Raw genomic sequence first — 16,558 nt, forward strand, 5'->3', positions numbered from 1 at the left:
TGCCGCCCCTGCATCAGTACTCCTCGGGCAATAACAGCGTGGTGCTGCTACGGTCAGCTTCTGTGATGATCCACAGGCGTTCTGCCTTGGAAATCACATACACCGACATCAGCCTGTAGCCGTACTGCAAAGCGTCAGCATTACTTTGCCTGTCTTCGGCGCAGATATCGCCCCAATCACCCGACACATGGCGCAGCACAAACGGCAGTGCTGTCAGTTGATGGGTTTCCAGAAGCTCCAATGCCCCAGGTGTGGCTAATAACTGGCCCAAGGCAAACAACGGTGTACCAGCAGCCGCCTTGTCATGAGCAGCAGGAGAAGAATCGTTCGGGCATGCGGCGGCCTGACCTGTATCAGTCATAGAAAACTCCAAAAAGGGAGGTAGAAAGGTGAAATAACGCGCAGCGGCTTGCAGGCCATTCGCCCCAATCCCACACGCTTAAACGACAGGCATAGCTGCGCCGACCTTCAAAGGCATGCGCAGGCAAGCGGCCTGATCAACTCATACGGAGGTCGGAAACAAGGGGGAGAAACGCTCGAAAAGCTGAGCAGAGAACGCGGCATATCAGCCAATGCCAAGGCGGCATTTGACTAGTAATATGTTTAGCCATTATAGCAAATAAAACAAAAAGCTATATATATTTGATATTATATTCAAACAATGAATATAGAAATTATCTGCGAAGTGTTCAGCACACAATGCAAGACATGCAGTAAACCCAGCGCATGCATCTAGGATGCACAGCCAACGCCAGAGTCCGTAGGAAAAAATGAAGGTGAGTTGGGCGCTTTTAGCTCCAGGCCCTCCACGCAGAAAGCTTCAAAGAAGCCAGCGACCATGAGTCGATCAAGAAAAAAGGCCCTGATAGGCCACTTTTTTCTTTCAATTGCTAGATCGCAAACTGAGAGCGATCTTTATCCTTGATCCAAACAGGCGGCTTACCCCGACCAGTCCAGGTTTGACCTGTAGCTGGGTCACGATATTTGGGGGCAACAGCACTAGCCTCGCGCTTTGGCTTGGCCAGTGGAAAGACATCCTCCGGAGTCAGGCCGAACGCCTCAACTAATCCCCGAATCTTCTGCACAGCGTCAGCGACTTCTGCTTTGCGAGCAGCAGCAATCTGCTGTTCAAGCGCCTCGCGTTGAGCCAGCAGTTCTTTGTATGAAGTGATGTTTGTACTCATGTGATGGTGAATTTCTATCTAAATCTTGCTAACCAGCGATGTAAGAAGCATTCCGGTAATGACACGCACTAACGCATTATCAGTTTGCTTGCCTCAGTAAACAAAAATATTCTGACGCAAATCGGCCTACATATATCAGCATTTAGTCATCAACAGACGACTGACAAATGAGGATACTGCGGCACGCTTGCCAGCAGGATGAAAAAAAACTCCACGCAACTGAGTGCGTGCAACCAGCAACCTGATGAATGAATCTAGCAAATTCGGATCTGGGGCACTGGCACTGGACCAAAAAGCATGCAAACCACCTGCATGCGTCAGTCCGGCAATATCGAAGACAGCATCTCCCAAAACTTGCACTGGCCGTCTCAACTGCAAGGCCCTGAGCCCTGATGTACTGTTGACCGTCACAACACCAATAGCCTTCCCCAACATTTCATCCAGCACCCCAGCCTCCAGATAGTGAACCCTATCGGTGATGCCAAGACGCTTGGCACTGCTGCTAATCCATTGTTTCCAATTGATGAGTCCAGGATCCCAAGGATGCATCTTGATGACTAGCTCGCTGTTTTCTGGAGCATGCTCAGCAAACGATTTCAGCACCTCATCCACTGCATCTCTCATTCCCTTGTAAGGAGAGTAGGCTCGAATCTGAAAATCATGATCAAGCTGCAATGGAAAAAGGTAAAAAGGTTGCGGCCGTTTACCCACCTGCCGGCATTTTTCTGCAATATGCTTTTTTCGCAGACGCCGTAACAGCAGCGACAAACCCATCGCAGGAAAGTAAATCACTGGATGAGGCCGCTCAATGGATTGCTGATAAAAAGGATATAGCAACTTCAGCACCATATTGGCAAAGCTCCCCAGCAAATCGCCCAGCGACATACGCCAATCGCTGTCCTTAAAAACCGGTGCGAAATCCACTGCAGGCAATCCCCGTGCCTCTGCATAAATAACGGCAGGATTGCGCGGCATGCTGGAATCCCGGCCCATACCGTTGGCTTCCAGGGTGATCCAGTCTGGCCTGAAGTAACCAAAATCAGTCACCATCACACGAAGCCCCAGCTCATGCGCAAGGGCTACTGCCTGCTTGTGATATTTGCGCTGCTCGCCAAGCAATACGATGTCCGTCACACCACGTGCGGCGATAAAGCGTCGCAGAAAATCATCCCAGTCAGTCAACCGACCTCGAAAGCTCATGGCGCGCTGGTCATGCCAAAAAATCCAATCGGCAAAGCACAAATTGATGCGCGAAACACCATGGCCGTTGCGCTGCAATTCGTCGCCCACAAGCCTGAAGAAATCGCAAGGCATGCCCTGCAGAAAAAGAAAATGGCGCACGACGACAATCAGATCTTTTTTGGGGTAAAACTCGGTTGTGCGGCAAGCCAGGCAAGACTTTCCCGCATGCTCGAGGCGTAATCTACACGCCCGATGGGGGCCCCATGGGCAAGCAGCTTATCAATCGAATGACCACATGTACGCCCAAAGATCTGCACGATCAGGGGATGCAGCAATGGCTCACTCTGCAAATCAAGCCAACGCCAAGGCGCAGAAAGAGCACTGGCCAGTGGCATTGCCAGCCTATAGTCCAAATCCAACATCCACCCCTTGAGGCCGCTCCCCTGACGGAAATCACGTAAATAGTCGCTCCAACAGACGGCCCAGGGGTCACGCACGTTATAGACCTGCCCAGCGGCGCTGGTGCTGATGCCCGCCCACAGCAGGACATCCAACAAATTCTCTACATCCAGCAAACCGGCATGATGGCGCCCACCATCGATGCACAGCATTGGCCCCGTGCGCAATGCGCTGGCGATGCGCGAGACGAACGGGCTGCCTGGCCCGACGATGTTGCCTGCCCGCATCACCACATAAGGCAGAGCGTGCTGACGACAAAAGCTCTGCACCAGCAAATCTCCCAGGCGCTTGCTTTCCCCATAGCCATAACGCACTGGCTCCAACGGCTTATCCTCGCTGACAGCCAACCGTGGAAAACCATAGACATCAAGCGTTGATATATGAACCAGGCGCCGCAGCGTAGAGCGCTGTTTGCACAGTTCGTCAAGCAGCGCCTGCACCCCCTGAACATTGGTGCGCAAATAATTCTCGAAATGCCCCCAAGTCGCGACATCTGCCGCGCAATGAAAGACATGAACCGCGCCGGAAAGCAGCCGCGCCAGCGCCGCCCTATCCAGCAAATCCCCCTGCACCACGGTACAACGACTCACCAATTGAGGATCCAATCTGGCCGGCTCGCGAGCCAGCACTGTCACGAGCGCACCCACCTCTTGCAGCCGCCGCAACAATTGCCTGCCGACAAAGCCCGAGGCTCCCGTCAGCGCAACGGGCACACCCGCATATGCCTGCATCCATGGCTTCGCATCCTGCGATCTATCCATCAGCCCTCCTTGACCCGCGAGGACTTGAAGATCATCTTGTTCTCAAGCTTGGCCGGTTTGTTAAGCAGCGCATAGCCAAGGCCAAAAAACGGATTGAGCAAAGCCCATGGACAGCGAATCGCAAAATGAATGGACTCCAGGCGTGCCCCAACGTCTTGCTTGACGGAATAGGTGGTCAACCCCATCTCCAGACGCCGCACCTTCAAATTGATCGCCGTTTCAATCACCGCCTGTGCAACATACAGGTACAAGCTGTCGTTGACGGGCTCCGCGCGGCCAAAGTAAAGCCAGCGCAGCGTATCCCGGTCATGCAGCAACAACGCATGCCCAACAAACACATCGTCACGAAAAAAGCGCAGTACCTTGGCGGCCCCTTCCAGCCCCGACGACAACTCACGGTAAAAGGCCGGGGTCAACACCTCTCGCTGAAACTCATTGGCCCTTTCATGCACGATCAGCCATTGGCGGCACAGCTCATCGGCCAAAGGCGCAAAGTCCTCGACCAGATCATGCCGAACCTGTAATTGCGCATTCTTGCGCAGGTGGCTGTTGATCTTGCTGCGATAGTAGCTTTTCAAGTCATCACGATACTCATCAATCGTGTCCCAGGGCACATCCAAATAGGTATTGGGCAAACCCGGCACGATGTGGTACCCACAGCCGCGCAGCAAATGGAACCAGCCTGCTTCTTCCGACTCAAAATCGCGCAGCACCATCACCAGCGCACGGCTGCGGCGGGCATTCGCCTGCAGCGTACGGTGCCAGGCCGGAATAATGTCTTGCAACGCCAGATCGGGATGCAGCACCAGTGGTGGACTATTCAGGATGATGGGTGTACCGCACTCCAGCATCTTCAGCTTCAGAAAGCTCGGGAAGACCAGGCGCACCTTTTCCAGCGCGCGGCGCAGCCACTGCGGAGCAAAAATCGCGATATCAGTGGTCACCATGTAGAACGTCGTCTGCCCCACCGTTTGACCATCCTCATCGGTGAACAGCACATAGCGATACTGAAAATCATTGAGGCCCGACTCCTCGACAATAGCCCAGAACGCATGTGTAAACGTCAACGAACGCGTATCGAGCAACGCATCCCAGACCGCAGGATCTATCTCGCGAATCGACTCATAAACCTGTGCCTTGATCACGCGCCTCTCCTACGCTTGCCGTCCTGCCACCACGCAAGCAACTGCAGCACAGGGCGCCACAGACGTTGCGACCACGACAGCCTTCCCCGCGAGCGATCGCGCCATGTCAGCAGTTCCTGCAGCGTCTGTTCCGGCGTGCCACACGCCGCGCCTTGGGTATCGAAATAACGCGGATAGAGAATTAACGCGCCAGCAACCAGCGCATCCAGGGACAATTCACGTCCTCGCCGGGGCATCGGCAACAGATCTTGGGTCAATCCCCAACCAGCATAAAAAGGCTGCCCGTGGCACACAACCTTGCACCCACGCAGCAGAGCCTCAAACCCTGCCAAAGAAGTCATTACATGCACTTCGTCCACACGTTCCAACAAATAGTGCATGGGTACATGCACCAACAATTCATCACAGAAGTCCAGCGCCCGTGATTCCGCCTCGCCCCGCAAACGCAGGCCAGCTACTACATCGGGATGCGGCTTGTACAGTACATAGGCATCCGGATGAGCCGCCCGCACCCTGCGCAGCAACTCCAGATTGGTGCGTACGACTGGCGAGCCATAGCGGATGGAGGCATCCGTCTCCACCTGACCCGGCACCAGGATCACCCGCTGCCCTCGCTCAGGTCTAGACCATTGGCCAACACCGACGTTGTACTTGGTCAGCCCCTCGTGAACAATCACCTCCCTCAGTGCCGCCGCACGCTGCAGCAACTGTGGACTCCACACTGTAGTGGCCAGCAGCGTCTCCATGTCCGATGGAGCCGTGGCATCGAAATACATGCCTCGTCGATCCAGCACCCACGACATCGGGCGCACCCAGTCCGCCCCCAAGCCGACTGAGCGCAGAAAGCCATCTTCAACTCGCACCAGCCGCACACCTGGAGCCAATGGCGGCAACGCAGGCACACCCCAAACCGCCAGCAGCGCACCCGGCGGCACCACTTCAGGCGCATCCACGAACACCAGGCTCATCCCTGGGAAGCAGGCACGCAAAAAAACACGCTTGCGCCGCGCAAAACCCAGGGCATACAAAATGCTGTCCTGGATCACAACGAATCCGTACTCAAGCAGCGGCGCATCAGTGCGTGGACCTGATCGAAATGGGCCTTCCACGTCGGCGCTTGCCAGCCATGCATGCGTGCCAACTGTGCCCGTCTCCTGGCGCCATTCGTTTGCACATAGTCATCAATAGCACGTATCCAGCCAGGGCCATCCAGAGGATCCAGATATTCAGGCACATCTCTGGCCACTTCCCGAAATGCCGGCAAATCGCTGGCCAACACCGGCAGGCCCGCCGCCAGCGCCTCCACCAGCGGCATACCGTACCCCTCTGCGAACGATGGAAACAGCAAAGCCTGGGCATGAGCCAATAAAGTCGCCAGTTCGGTGTCATCACAGCCTTGACGCTCCAGCACAAAGCCGCGCAACGCCTCGCAGCGATCCAGCAGATCAAGCACCTGCTCACATTCCCAGCCCCGCTGACCCACAATGACCAAACGCGGAGCGCGTTCTCCATCCCGCTGCACCAAAGCCCGCCACACATTCAGCAGCAGCAAATGGTTTTTTCGCGGCTCAATCGTTCCCAGCATCACGAAATATGGTGGCATCCATGGCCGCTCTGCCCGGGGGCGCGCCAACCGCGCCGGCGCCAACAATGCCACCGCCAGCGGTGGCACCGCACTACCCATACGCTGTGCATACCCCCGCAGTTCCTCCGCAGTGGCCGCTGAATTGGCAAGAAGGCCACAGCCTGTGGATAGCATCGTCGTCAGACGCTGCTCATGCTTGGCGGCCTCCCCGGGGCGGCAATACTCAGGGTGCGTAATAGGAATCAGATCATGCAAAAAATACAGAGGCCGTAGCCCCAATCTCTGAACCCGAGTTGCATAACCGGCATCCTGTAATCCACTGTGGCCAGTATTCAGCAGCACACTGGCAGCCGCAGGCTGACGCCAATCCTGCACATAACTGCACCCAACCCACCAGCGCAGGCGAGCCGTATCCACCTTCCGGGGATTACGCAGCAGCGCATCGAACACCCTACGAGAGCGTCGTAGCGACATAAAAATCCAGCGCCCGCCAAATCGTACCAAAGCTTGAGCATCGGCACCAAAATGCCGCACATACTCCAGACTCACACGATCCACGCCAGTCGGCAGCCGCCCCTGCAAGGCACGGTCAAGCGCACGGGTGATATCAATCACGATGCATGCATTCACCAGACCGAACCCATCATTTCGTCAGATTAATAAGATTCGCAGCGGAGAAGACTGACGAAGTCACAATATTCATAAATTTCTGCAACTCCGCCGCTGGTGCATTAGCGACGTAAACCACGTCCTTATTGCGAATCGGAAAATTCTGCGCAACCAGTAAAGAAGCAGGATTTTTCAGATCAAGCCGATATACGACTGGCGCACGTCCATCAGGCGTCATAGGCCCCACGCGCAAGCGGGCATCTAACGCCTTTGGATCCTCAAAGCGGAAAACGAAGACGCCACGGGCATCCGCACGAGCATCTTGAATTCCGCCAGCACGCGCTAATGCCTGCGCCAGTGAAATACCTTGGGCTTCAAAGTTGATTTCCTCGTTCTTGCCCGTTGCACCCAGCGCCGTAAAGCTCAAAGGCTGGAAGTTGACCGTCACCACATCGCCAGGCGCCAACAGCACATTGTCCCCAGGTGCTTGAACCACACGATCCAAGGGCATGCTGGCCACTTTCGTACCACGCACCAACTGCACCGTCACTTTATTCACAGGCTGACGCACGCCACCGGCAGCGGCAATGGCATCCAGCAGGCGCTCTCCTTTGGCAGTCAGCGGCATGCGCTGACTCTGGGCGACTTCTCCAACCACAGTCACATTGGACGTAGCATTGCGGATCACGCGCACCATCACCTGCGGCTGGTTGGCTTTGCCCTTCAAGCGGCGAGCGATTTCTGCCTCAATCTGCTGCGGTGATTTACCTGCAGCCGCAATGCTCCCAGCAAAGGGAACATTGATCTGCCCCTCATGGGAAATCATCTGCTCCGGCAAAGTCGTCACGCGCGAGGTGGCGACGCCCCCCCTTGGGTCGAGCGATGCAGCACCGAACAAGGCAGCCGGCGGGGCCTCCCAGACAGAGACTTCGATGACGTCCCCGGGCCCCACTCGGTGGCCGTCCATGCGGCCTCCCGGGAAGGCTTCGGAAAAATGCTCACGCTTTTGCGCAGCCATCATCTGCCGCGCCACCATGTCGTTCACTTCGACAACTGGGATGGGCGAGGCAATTTCCTCTTGTACAGTCACCTGCCCAACACTGGGCCCCGAGGCAGGCAGCCACGCAGGATAGGTGGAGCAGCCTACCAGCAAAGACACGGGGAGAGCCAACACACCCACAGTGCGCAATATCATCATATACATGACCTTCTATCCAGAACTAAGCTCTCTTACCAATATATTTCTTAAAAAAGAAAGGATATAGAATAATTGAAGTATTTTGAAAATAAATTTAAATTTCATGCATAAAATTCATTTTATACATGAATTTTCTTTTGATACTTAATAATCCCCAAAAATAGTCAGTGCCAATTTTATTGGAATTTCAATGAATCATGTTAAGAAAATTCTCCCATTGCGGCACAATTTTTTCAGGAAGATACAAGTCACTTTTCTCGATTCCAATAGCTCGAAGCTTTTCTCGACGTGAATTTGAATCCACTTCAAAAATCAGACTTTCCAGGCAATCCACCAAAGAAGATGTATCGTAGGGATCAAAATACTCCGCAGCTTCCCCATATATCTCGCGGTGCACTGGTATATCCGATGCAGCAACAACCCCGCCGCAACGCATAGCTTCAACACCGGAAAAATCAAAACCCTCTCCAAGACTTGGACAAACCGTCACAATGGCATTTTGATATAGAACGCGAAGTCCATCACTTGGAACGCTATGCAATAGGAACAAGCCCCCTTGCTCAATTGCAGGAATACAGGAGTCAAGGATCGTATTGTAATCCCAACCTATATGGCCGACAAATACTAACTTCAAATCAGGATCCAATCGATCCTTCACTCTCTCCCATGCCTCTAGTAGTCTGGAATGATTTTTCCGCGGTTCAAGCGTGGATACCATCAAAATAAATTTACACGATTTCCCAAAGATATCTTGATAAAATTTCGTTTTATCGTCTTCGCTAATAAAATTCCTCGACAAATCGAAAGTTCTATCTGTCGATTTTTCACCAGCTGGGCGAAATTTTCCATGGATATGTCTTCGAACAAGACCTGCCACTCTTTCAGGCTCGGGTTCTGACAAATAATAGTGGTTAGACAGCATATTATGAATAGTGACTGACCTCTTCTCGACTTCAGGAAACAATCCAATCAAATCCTGGCGCGTTGCCTCAGAAACGCAAACAAACCAAGCATTATCCCGCACATTTGATTCCAATGCATGAAAATGACTTGCTTGATGAAATGCGCGATCTGAAATGGTGTGCGGCATTAAAATTGGAATAGCATCATGATAATGCACGACTAACGTAGTACCCTTACTTAAACGTCCTGGATATGGTGTTTGTGTAATGAAAATATCTTGATCGAAAAAATTCAAACAAGGATAAGCAGCACGACGAAAAAGCAAACGCCCATCTAAACCAACAACATGCATCCAACGCCACGGTGTAGCACAAACAAAGTGATTACATTTTAAAACTATACTTCGCTGATCACTTGGCAAGCTCCTAGCAAAAATTGCCTGCCATATAAAGTCTTCAAAATATATAGTTTCAAACTTCCTCAACTTAATTTTGTGCAAACCAAACCAGGCCGAAATACGCAAAAACCATCTTTCAATTTGCTCCTCGAAAAATTCTCCAATGCCTTGTTTCCAACCAGCCGCAGAACTACCCTTTAGTGAAACTACAGTTCGCGAATATCGATGAACTTTTTCTGCTTGCGCATGAATTTTTCCTTCATCAATACCCCCTCTAGTCATACGACGGGACATTTGCAGCAAACCACTTAACTCAATTTGAGGCAACTTAGCAAGTGCACTAAAAAGAAGGCGCGTTTCATGAGGAATTCCGTAATACCCATCGAGAGCAGGACGAAGTTCCATAGTTATTTTTATTTTACTTTTATAAGTCACCAAAAAAACCTTCCGAATTTTAGGTAAATCCAAATTGACAGCGGCTTCCGAAAATTTCGGCCTTCTTCAGAGAAGGCCAGCGAATAAAGCAATCGCATCCTAGACAGGCCATTCTTACGTGCATTTTGATAATTCTCAAGGCCAGCAGCATCTGCTTCTCGCCTCAAAAAAATTAGGTAGGCCTTTTGAATAAACTCATCCTCTGCAGCAGCCGTCAAGTATTTAACAGTGCTCAGTGTCAAATCCTCATAAAAATTATCTTCTTTATTCAAAAAATCCCTAAACTCATTGAGTTGAGGGTAATTGGCGCATCTCAGACTTCCTTCAGCGCTGCTCAGTATATCTTTCAAAACAAATAAAGTTCCACACCCATTGACTAGACGACCTGAATAGTGATCTATTCCCGAATTATCAGCCTCACGCCCCAAAACCAACTCATAGGTTTTGCGAATAAACAAGTCACCTTTGAGCTTTGGCAACTCTCTCAAAGCAGTCGCACTAACTCTATGCTCATATTCGTCTTCCAAAAAAATACCACGCGCAACGTCAGCTCGCGCCATTCCTCCAGCAAGCTGCAATAAATAATATTTAGCACGAGAAGGGCTGCACACACTCTTAAATGCCTTAACGAAGCAATGATGAACAAATGCTTCATCCGACAAGTACTCAAGCAGTGCAACATCAATCAAATCAGTTTGACTCATTTTTATTATTCATTTTTTTGTCAAAAAAATTTGAAAGACGATTTTTAATTTTAGAAATTGTAAAGCCTTGCGAGACACCTGAATAAGGAATAGGCTCAACGCCATTATCCCTCGAAATGGAATTATATTTTGAACGCTCCAGAAAATTTGCAACGAGAGGAACTACCTCCTTTTTGAGAGCGTAGCCCAAGACTTGCATATGAAACCGTGTACCCAACAAAACATCGACGGAATGAACTTCTCTTACCAAATCTTCAGTCGTATAGATATTTTCTGCATACTTAATCAATCCACCTGAGGCTTCCCAAAGTATAGCCCCTGCACGCAGATCGTTCTCTATTATGTGGGTTCGATGATTAGAAAATGGAATATAACAGAACTCAATAGAACCTTGAAAATTCCTTGCCAATTCAGAAAATATACCTGATATATGCAATATAAAATCTCGATGCTGCGGATCTTCCGATGTAAATCTTGTATCTGCAAAATTAATCCCCACCCGCTTTACAGCATCTTTCTTATTAGAAGAAGGCAGATTAAAATTTTCCAAAAGTTCAAAAGCATAGTCTCTTGAGTACTCACAATCTTCTCGGCCTAGTTGTCTAGCAATATCGAGGGACTGCCTATCTCTAACTGTTAGACTATCAACCACCGCCAATAGAGCCTTTACATATCTAGGACTACATTCGAATCCCTGAAGTCCAATTCGCTGCAGCCTGACGGGCAGGCCAGCAATTTTTGCACGTTGACTTATAACGAGCATGTCTGAAACATTTTCTGCGGACCAAAAAAGATTTCCCCCACCAAAGTCCAAAGAAGTTGCAATTGAAAGATAACGATCTGGTCGATCTAGAAATTCATTTGTCGGTATATAGCGCACTTCAAAAGGAAGGCACGGAGGTCCATAAGCAACTACATTTGATTCAGGCTCTTCCTTGAGAATAGCATGAAGCATCAAATCATCTCCAAGATTCCCAGTTCCGAATGCTCCAATCTTCAATGGCGCAGATCTCATTTGTTTATCGCCTTAAGTCGAATGCTTTTAAATTTTATCTCAGGAAGAGTCGATTCCCTCACTTGAGATTCAATATCAATCAATGTCAATATTATTTCAACCCTGCCGTCTCGAATTCCATTTAATGGAATCTCGATTGTGAAATCTCCAGGCCGGTTTGGCAAAGACTGTCGTGCACAGACTAACTGGTTCAAGTGGGCAATAATTAACCATTGCTCTTTTTTTATCTCAAGTAACTCGCAGTCAAGCACTATACGGAAATCTGCCCTATCAGTAATAAAATCATTCAATTTAGCTGAAAAAGTTACGGAATCACCTGTCAGCATCGCAGAAAAAGCATTGGAATCTGCTAAACCAATTTTTCCACTGACAGATCTCGTAGTCGTTCCAAAGAACAGCCCATCTTCATCAAGCACAGGCAGCTCATACTCTTTGGTGTGAATTATTTTCTTGATGGGCGCAACAATTTTCATCATTGCATCTCGATTTCCCCAATCAATGACATGTTCCCGTAGAAAACCGAGATATGCATCACCACCGATCGAGTAAGCATCAAAAAGTGCCGCAATATAAGTAGGTGATACAGACCGACTTACCGAAGTATTTTCAGGCGTATCTTTAATGAATTGAACAATTTGCCTATGCGTCTCCAACCACTCTTGATAGCCACTCACTGCACCGCACCAACCATTAAATGCAATTTCACGAGCCGTATCTAGAGGAATAACTACATTGCTCGTCACATCGCGATTAAACAATATACCATTCACCCAATTTGACACGTACTCATTGTGAACAGCATTGTCAGCGGCCATAACTAGCAGACCACGAGAGAAGGCCTCTAGCATCGCCATCCCAATGCCTTCTGACATGCGTGGGGCGAAGAAAACATTACATTTTTTCAACGCATCCAGATATGTGTTAGTTTCGCTATTCCAACGAGTCTCTATCATCTGTACAGATGATATTCCATACTTGTAATCACTCATCGCCTTTGGTAACCCATCATCAGGCGCATTATGTACATGCAAGCTTTTAAGTTGGTTGCCCACCATACGTTGAATGAGGCCAGGAGTTATGCCATCTTGGGGCCTGCGCATCCATAGTATGGCCCTCAAATCGTCAAATTTAGGAAGCTGATCTTCCTTGACTGGGGCCAAATAATACTTCACAGACAAAGAACGGCATCCAACCCCGATCACCCGTTCGTGCAATATTCTTGAGAAGTTGATAAATGATGCCCCGCCCATCCCTATCCAATGCTCGTAGGGCATATTAGCTGATCCATCATACATTGGTACCACAATCGTACGATACCCGGCAGCAAGAAAAATTGGTGCCAAATAATCTAATTGCCACAAAATAACAAGATCATGAACTCTATTTTTCTTTAAGGCCGCTATTTCAGCCATCTGATCTGGGTCTACATACTCGACATCCACGCGATCAAAATTATTTTTGATTAAATCCAAAAAGAAATTACTTGACTTTGTTTTTTTATGAAAGGCGTGATCCAAAAATAATATTTTCATCATTTAATCCAATAGGCAATTGCCGAATCAGAATCCACCGTATAACGATGGCGAGATTGAAGCATTTTCTTAATTATTTCTTTTTTTGGCAAGTCACGATAATAGAAAATCTTCTCTATTATTTCTCCAACATCTCTAACGACAGAACCCGCCCCATAATATGCAATTTGCTGGCAAAAGGCTGAACCTTCCAGCGCAACTACAGGAATTCCTCGTGAAATGCACTCCATGAATACGGCAGAGCCTCTGTATTCATACGTAACGGGATCATACGGCAAAATAATCAAATCTGATTGCTTATATAAAGCATTCATTTCATCTTCAGAAACCGCGCTGGGAAGCAATTTGACACCAGGTGTGGCATACAATTGATTCGTATAATTAGCATGCGAAAGAGCATCCGCGATTGGAAGCGTCTGAGTTAAAAATTTTATTGTTTGCCGAGGATCTCTTTTCCGGACATTAGAGAATATCTCAAGCAATCTTAAATACCCTTTATCGAAACGCGCTGATCCAGGGCAGGAAATTTTGAAACTAGCACTATCACTATATTTCTCTAGATTCTGCTTTTCTTCTACTTTTGAAAAATCAGTAGCGTGCATGAACTCTGCATGTACTGGATACGGCACAACACTAACAATAGTGCCTAGTCGATCTGCAAGATGATCCGCATACGCAGGTGTTTCAGCGCAAAGTCTAATTTTATATCCAGCCTCCAACGCAATTTGAATTTCTTTAATTAGGTATGCAAGACCATTACTTCCAAATGTGGTTGCATTTTCCATAACCCCAATAAAACGAAAGTAAGCAGTTGGAGAAAATTCTGGATCTATTCCTCGCAATACCGCCAATAGCCCCATTGCACCATAATAGTCTAGGCACGGCAGTACTATAGAGTCAGCACCCGACACTCCATACTTTAAGAAAATATCACCTACGTCACGAGTGGCAAGATCCAACATTAAATCTTGCCCAAAATTTTCACGAACCTTATTATGAAAATTTTCAGAGTTATCGATTTTTATATGTTTTTTGTAATAAAAATCAAATTCCCGTTCAAATCCGTAATTTTTCGCAATATTTTCAGGTAAAGCTCGAGATGCTATAGCGACAACATCGTTAAAATACGGTTTAATAGCTTCGGAAAAATATTTAAGCCCTACAACATTATGCCCATACGGCAGCGCGCAAACTGGATCGAATACAAACGCTCTGCGTTTCATAGAGTACCCCTCAAATCACCACTTTTAATTCTAGATAAATCAATTCATCAGCCCATTTAATGGGTTTAAAATTCATTCTTGATTTTTTCTGGCAATAAAATCATAATATGCAGACTGCAGACCATCTTTAAATTCTGTTTTGGCCTTATATCCAGTGGAGGACAATCTACCTACATCCATCAATTTACGAGGAGTTCCATCTGGCTTTGTATGATCAAATACAATTGCTCCAGTGTAGCCAACAATTGATGCAATTGTTTCTGCCAACTCAAGAATTGTTAAATCACTTCCTTTTCCAATATTTACAACTGGAGCTATCCCATCATTACGATGTTGGCCTAGCAGAGGCATAAACTTCTCATTTGGAAGATTTATTAAGTGTATGCATGCTTCAGCCATGTCTTCGCTGTAGAGAAACTCGCGTCGAGGAGTTCCAGACCCCCAGACTGTCACAGCAGGGGCTTTTGCCCGCTCTGCTTCATGAAATTTTCTAATAAGCGCTGGAATAACATGACTATTCTCCAGGTGATAGTTGTCACCTGGGCCATACAAGTTGGTAGGCATTACTGCTAGATATTGCGTACCATACTGGCGGTTGTAACTCCAGCACATTTCAATGCCAGCAATTTTAGCAAGTGCATAGGGACGATTGGTAGGCTCCAATGCACCAGTAAGAAGATACTCCTCCTTCATAGGTTGCAATGCAAGCTTTGGATAAATGCAGCTTGACCCCAAGAATATCAAGCGAGCAACTTTGTTCTTATAGGCAGCGCTGATTACATTACTTTGGATTGCCAGATTTTCACTAATGAACTCAGCCGGGTATTCATTATTAGCATGAATTCCGCCAACTTTTGCCGCAGCAAGGAAGACATATTCGGGCCGCTCATGAGCAAAAAACTCATCAGTAGCTTTCTGGTTCGACAGATCTAATTGCGCATGCGTTCTAAGGACAAGATTGGAATAGCCTTCTTTTTGAAGCATTTTTACCAATGCAGAACCGACGAGCCCACGATGACCAGCGACGTAGATTTTCGAAGTCTTTTGCATGAAATTACTCGTGATAGTCGTATGCTTGAAATCCAGCCATTTTTACAAGTGCATCGCGTTTAGCCGCAGAATAATCTGCCTGCACCATTTCCTTGACCAGCGCATGCAGCGTCGTTTTAGGCTCCCAGCCTAGCTTCGCTTTCGCTTTATGAGGGTCACCAAGCAAGGTTTCCACCTCGGCTGGACGGAAGTAGCGCGGATCAACCTTGACAAGAATGTCTCCCACCTTGACCTGAGCGTCCGTGTTCGTTACTGCGGAGACGATACCTTTTTCATCAACTCCTGAGCCTTCCCAGCGCAATTCGATGCCTACTTCATTGGCAGAGAACTCTACAAACTGCCGGACGCTATATTGCACACCGGTGGCTATTACAAAATCTTCTGGCGTTTCTTGCTGCAACATGAGCCATTGCATTTCAACATAGTCACGTGCATGCCCCCAATCACGAAGTGAGGAAAGATTACCCAGATAAAGGCAGTCTTGCAGACCAAGTGCCATTCTGGCTATTGCACGAGTAATTTTTCTAGTGACAAAAGTCTCTCCTCGCAATGGACTCTCATGATTGAAGAGAATACCGTTACAAGCATATATACCATAGGCTTCACGATAATTAACGGTAATCCAGTATGCATATAATTTGGCTACAGCATACGGGCTACGAGGGTAGAAAGGCGTCGTCTCTTTTTGTGGAATTTCTTGCACAAGCCCATACAGTTCAGACGTAGAAGCCTGGTAGAACCGCGTTTTCTTCTGCATTCCCAAAATACGAATAGCTTCTAATATACGCAAAGTTCCAATTCCATCTGCATTAGCTGTATATTCTGGAGAATCGAAACTAACCGCGACATGGCTCATAGCAGCCAAATTATATATTTCGTCCGGTTGAACTTGCTGAATTATACGAATCAGATTTGTCGAATCAGTAAGATCACCGTAATGCAATACCAAATTCCTATTGGAAACATGGGGATCTTGGTACAGGTGGTCAATGCGATCTGTATTAAAAAGTGATGCTCGACGTTTTATTCCATGTACTTCATAACCTTTATTTAAAAGAAGCTCTGCAAGATAAGCTCCATCTTGCCCAGTAATTCCAGTAATAAGTGCCACTTTTTTCATAGAATCCTTTATTTATATATATCTTGAAAAATCCCTTTAACGGGATTTAATAAAAT

The 16,558-nt window shown here is 48.1% G+C and carries 15 protein-coding genes; all 15 read right to left on the bottom strand.

What is annotated here, in order from left to right; genetic code table 11:
* Positions 1-13: 13 nt before the first annotated feature.
* On the bottom strand, positions 14-361 hold the full coding sequence (locus tag ACWGXF_RS06865) for a type I restriction endonuclease subunit M (RefSeq protein WP_452101781.1): 348 nt from the start codon (positions 359-361) through the stop codon (positions 14-16).
* A 529-nt stretch (positions 362-890) separates the two neighbouring features.
* Positions 891-1,184, bottom strand: coding sequence for an H-NS histone family protein (locus ACWGXF_RS06870; protein WP_276514457.1), 294 nt, complete (start codon positions 1,182-1,184; stop codon positions 891-893).
* A gap of 135 nt (positions 1,185-1,319) precedes the next feature.
* On the bottom strand, positions 1,320-2,525 hold the full coding sequence (locus ACWGXF_RS06875) for a capsule biosynthesis protein (RefSeq protein WP_452101782.1): 1,206 nt from the start codon (positions 2,523-2,525) through the stop codon (positions 1,320-1,322).
* An 8-nt stretch (positions 2,526-2,533) separates the two neighbouring features.
* Positions 2,534-3,586: an NAD-dependent epimerase/dehydratase family protein gene (locus ACWGXF_RS06880; protein ID WP_452101783.1), complete on the bottom strand. Its 1,053-nt coding sequence runs from the start codon at positions 3,584-3,586 to the stop codon at positions 2,534-2,536.
* Positions 3,586-4,731: a GNAT family N-acetyltransferase gene (locus ACWGXF_RS06885; RefSeq protein ID WP_452101784.1), complete on the bottom strand. Its 1,146-nt coding sequence runs from the start codon at positions 4,729-4,731 to the stop codon at positions 3,586-3,588. The genes ACWGXF_RS06880 and ACWGXF_RS06885 overlap by 1 nt, the downstream gene beginning before the upstream one ends.
* Positions 4,728-5,777 carry a capsular polysaccharide export protein, LipB/KpsS family gene (locus ACWGXF_RS06890; protein ID WP_452101785.1) on the bottom strand — a complete coding sequence of 350 codons (1,050 nt, stop codon included), beginning with the start codon at positions 5,775-5,777 and terminating at the stop codon, positions 4,728-4,730. The genes ACWGXF_RS06885 and ACWGXF_RS06890 overlap by 4 nt, the downstream gene beginning before the upstream one ends.
* Complete coding sequence (locus tag ACWGXF_RS06895) at positions 5,774-6,934, bottom strand: glycosyltransferase family 4 protein (RefSeq protein ID WP_452101805.1); 1,161 nt, start codon at positions 6,932-6,934, stop codon at positions 5,774-5,776. Before ACWGXF_RS06895 ends, ACWGXF_RS06890 begins: the two co-directional genes overlap by 4 nt.
* A 25-nt stretch (positions 6,935-6,959) precedes the next feature.
* Positions 6,960-8,129 (bottom strand): polysaccharide biosynthesis/export family protein, encoded by a 1,170-nt coding sequence (locus tag ACWGXF_RS06900; protein ID WP_452101786.1) that lies wholly within the window; start codon positions 8,127-8,129, stop codon positions 6,960-6,962.
* Between the two features lie 181 nt (positions 8,130-8,310).
* The gene (locus ACWGXF_RS06905) at positions 8,311-9,828 is read right to left on the bottom strand and encodes a glycosyltransferase family 4 protein (protein WP_452101787.1); all 1,518 of its coding nucleotides are present in this window, start codon (positions 9,826-9,828) and stop codon (positions 8,311-8,313) included.
* Between the two features lie 26 nt (positions 9,829-9,854).
* Complete coding sequence (locus tag ACWGXF_RS06910) at positions 9,855-10,562, bottom strand: DUF4214 domain-containing protein (RefSeq protein WP_452101788.1); 708 nt, start codon at positions 10,560-10,562, stop codon at positions 9,855-9,857.
* Positions 10,549-11,577 carry a polysaccharide pyruvyl transferase family protein gene (locus ACWGXF_RS06915; protein WP_452101789.1) on the bottom strand — a complete coding sequence of 343 codons (1,029 nt, stop codon included), beginning with the start codon at positions 11,575-11,577 and terminating at the stop codon, positions 10,549-10,551. The genes ACWGXF_RS06910 and ACWGXF_RS06915 overlap by 14 nt, the downstream gene beginning before the upstream one ends.
* Entirely contained in the window at positions 11,574-13,109 is a 1,536-nt protein-coding gene (locus ACWGXF_RS06920; RefSeq protein WP_452101790.1) for a glycosyltransferase, read from the bottom strand. Before ACWGXF_RS06920 ends, ACWGXF_RS06915 begins: the two co-directional genes overlap by 4 nt.
* Positions 13,109-14,332 (bottom strand): hypothetical protein, encoded by a 1,224-nt coding sequence (locus ACWGXF_RS06925; protein WP_452101791.1) that lies wholly within the window; start codon positions 14,330-14,332, stop codon positions 13,109-13,111. Before ACWGXF_RS06925 ends, ACWGXF_RS06920 begins: the two co-directional genes overlap by 1 nt.
* Before the next feature lie 72 nt (positions 14,333-14,404).
* A complete protein-coding gene (locus tag ACWGXF_RS06930; RefSeq protein ID WP_452101792.1) occupies positions 14,405-15,382 on the bottom strand; it encodes a GDP-L-fucose synthase family protein in 978 nt (325 codons plus the stop codon).
* Positions 15,383-15,386: 4 nt separating this feature from the next.
* On the bottom strand, positions 15,387-16,502 hold the full coding sequence (gene gmd / locus ACWGXF_RS06935) for a GDP-mannose 4,6-dehydratase (RefSeq protein WP_452101793.1): 1,116 nt from the start codon (positions 16,500-16,502) through the stop codon (positions 15,387-15,389).
* Positions 16,503-16,558: the final 56 nt, after the last annotated feature.

This window comes from Comamonas sp. HJ-2 (assembly GCF_053615495.1).

Bases quoted from the DNA above. Each gene is read 5' to 3' on its own strand.
- ACWGXF_RS06865 (WP_452101781.1), bottom strand. From the start codon at position 361: ATGACTGATACAGGTCAGGCCGCCGCATGCCCGAACGATTCTTCTCCT.
- ACWGXF_RS06870 (WP_276514457.1), bottom strand. From the start codon at position 1,184: ATGAGTACAAACATCACTTCATACAAAGAACTGCTGGCTCAACGCGAG.
- ACWGXF_RS06880 (WP_452101783.1), bottom strand. From the start codon at position 3,586: ATGGATAGATCGCAGGATGCGAAGCCATGGATGCAGGCATATGCGGGT.
- ACWGXF_RS06900 (WP_452101786.1), bottom strand. From the start codon at position 8,129: ATGTATATGATGATATTGCGCACTGTGGGTGTGTTGGCTCTCCCCGTG.
- ACWGXF_RS06905 (WP_452101787.1), bottom strand. From the start codon at position 9,828: ATGGAACTTCGTCCTGCTCTCGATGGGTATTACGGAATTCCTCATGAA.
- ACWGXF_RS06910 (WP_452101788.1), bottom strand. From the start codon at position 10,562: ATGAGTCAAACTGATTTGATTGATGTTGCACTGCTTGAGTACTTGTCG.
- ACWGXF_RS06915 (WP_452101789.1), bottom strand. From the start codon at position 11,577: ATGAGATCTGCGCCATTGAAGATTGGAGCATTCGGAACTGGGAATCTT.
- ACWGXF_RS06920 (WP_452101790.1), bottom strand. From the start codon at position 13,109: ATGAAAATATTATTTTTGGATCACGCCTTTCATAAAAAAACAAAGTCA.
- ACWGXF_RS06925 (WP_452101791.1), bottom strand. From the start codon at position 14,332: ATGAAACGCAGAGCGTTTGTATTCGATCCAGTTTGCGCGCTGCCGTAT.
- ACWGXF_RS06930 (WP_452101792.1), bottom strand. From the start codon at position 15,382: ATGCAAAAGACTTCGAAAATCTACGTCGCTGGTCATCGTGGGCTCGTC.
- gmd (WP_452101793.1), bottom strand. From the start codon at position 16,502: ATGAAAAAAGTGGCACTTATTACTGGAATTACTGGGCAAGATGGAGCT.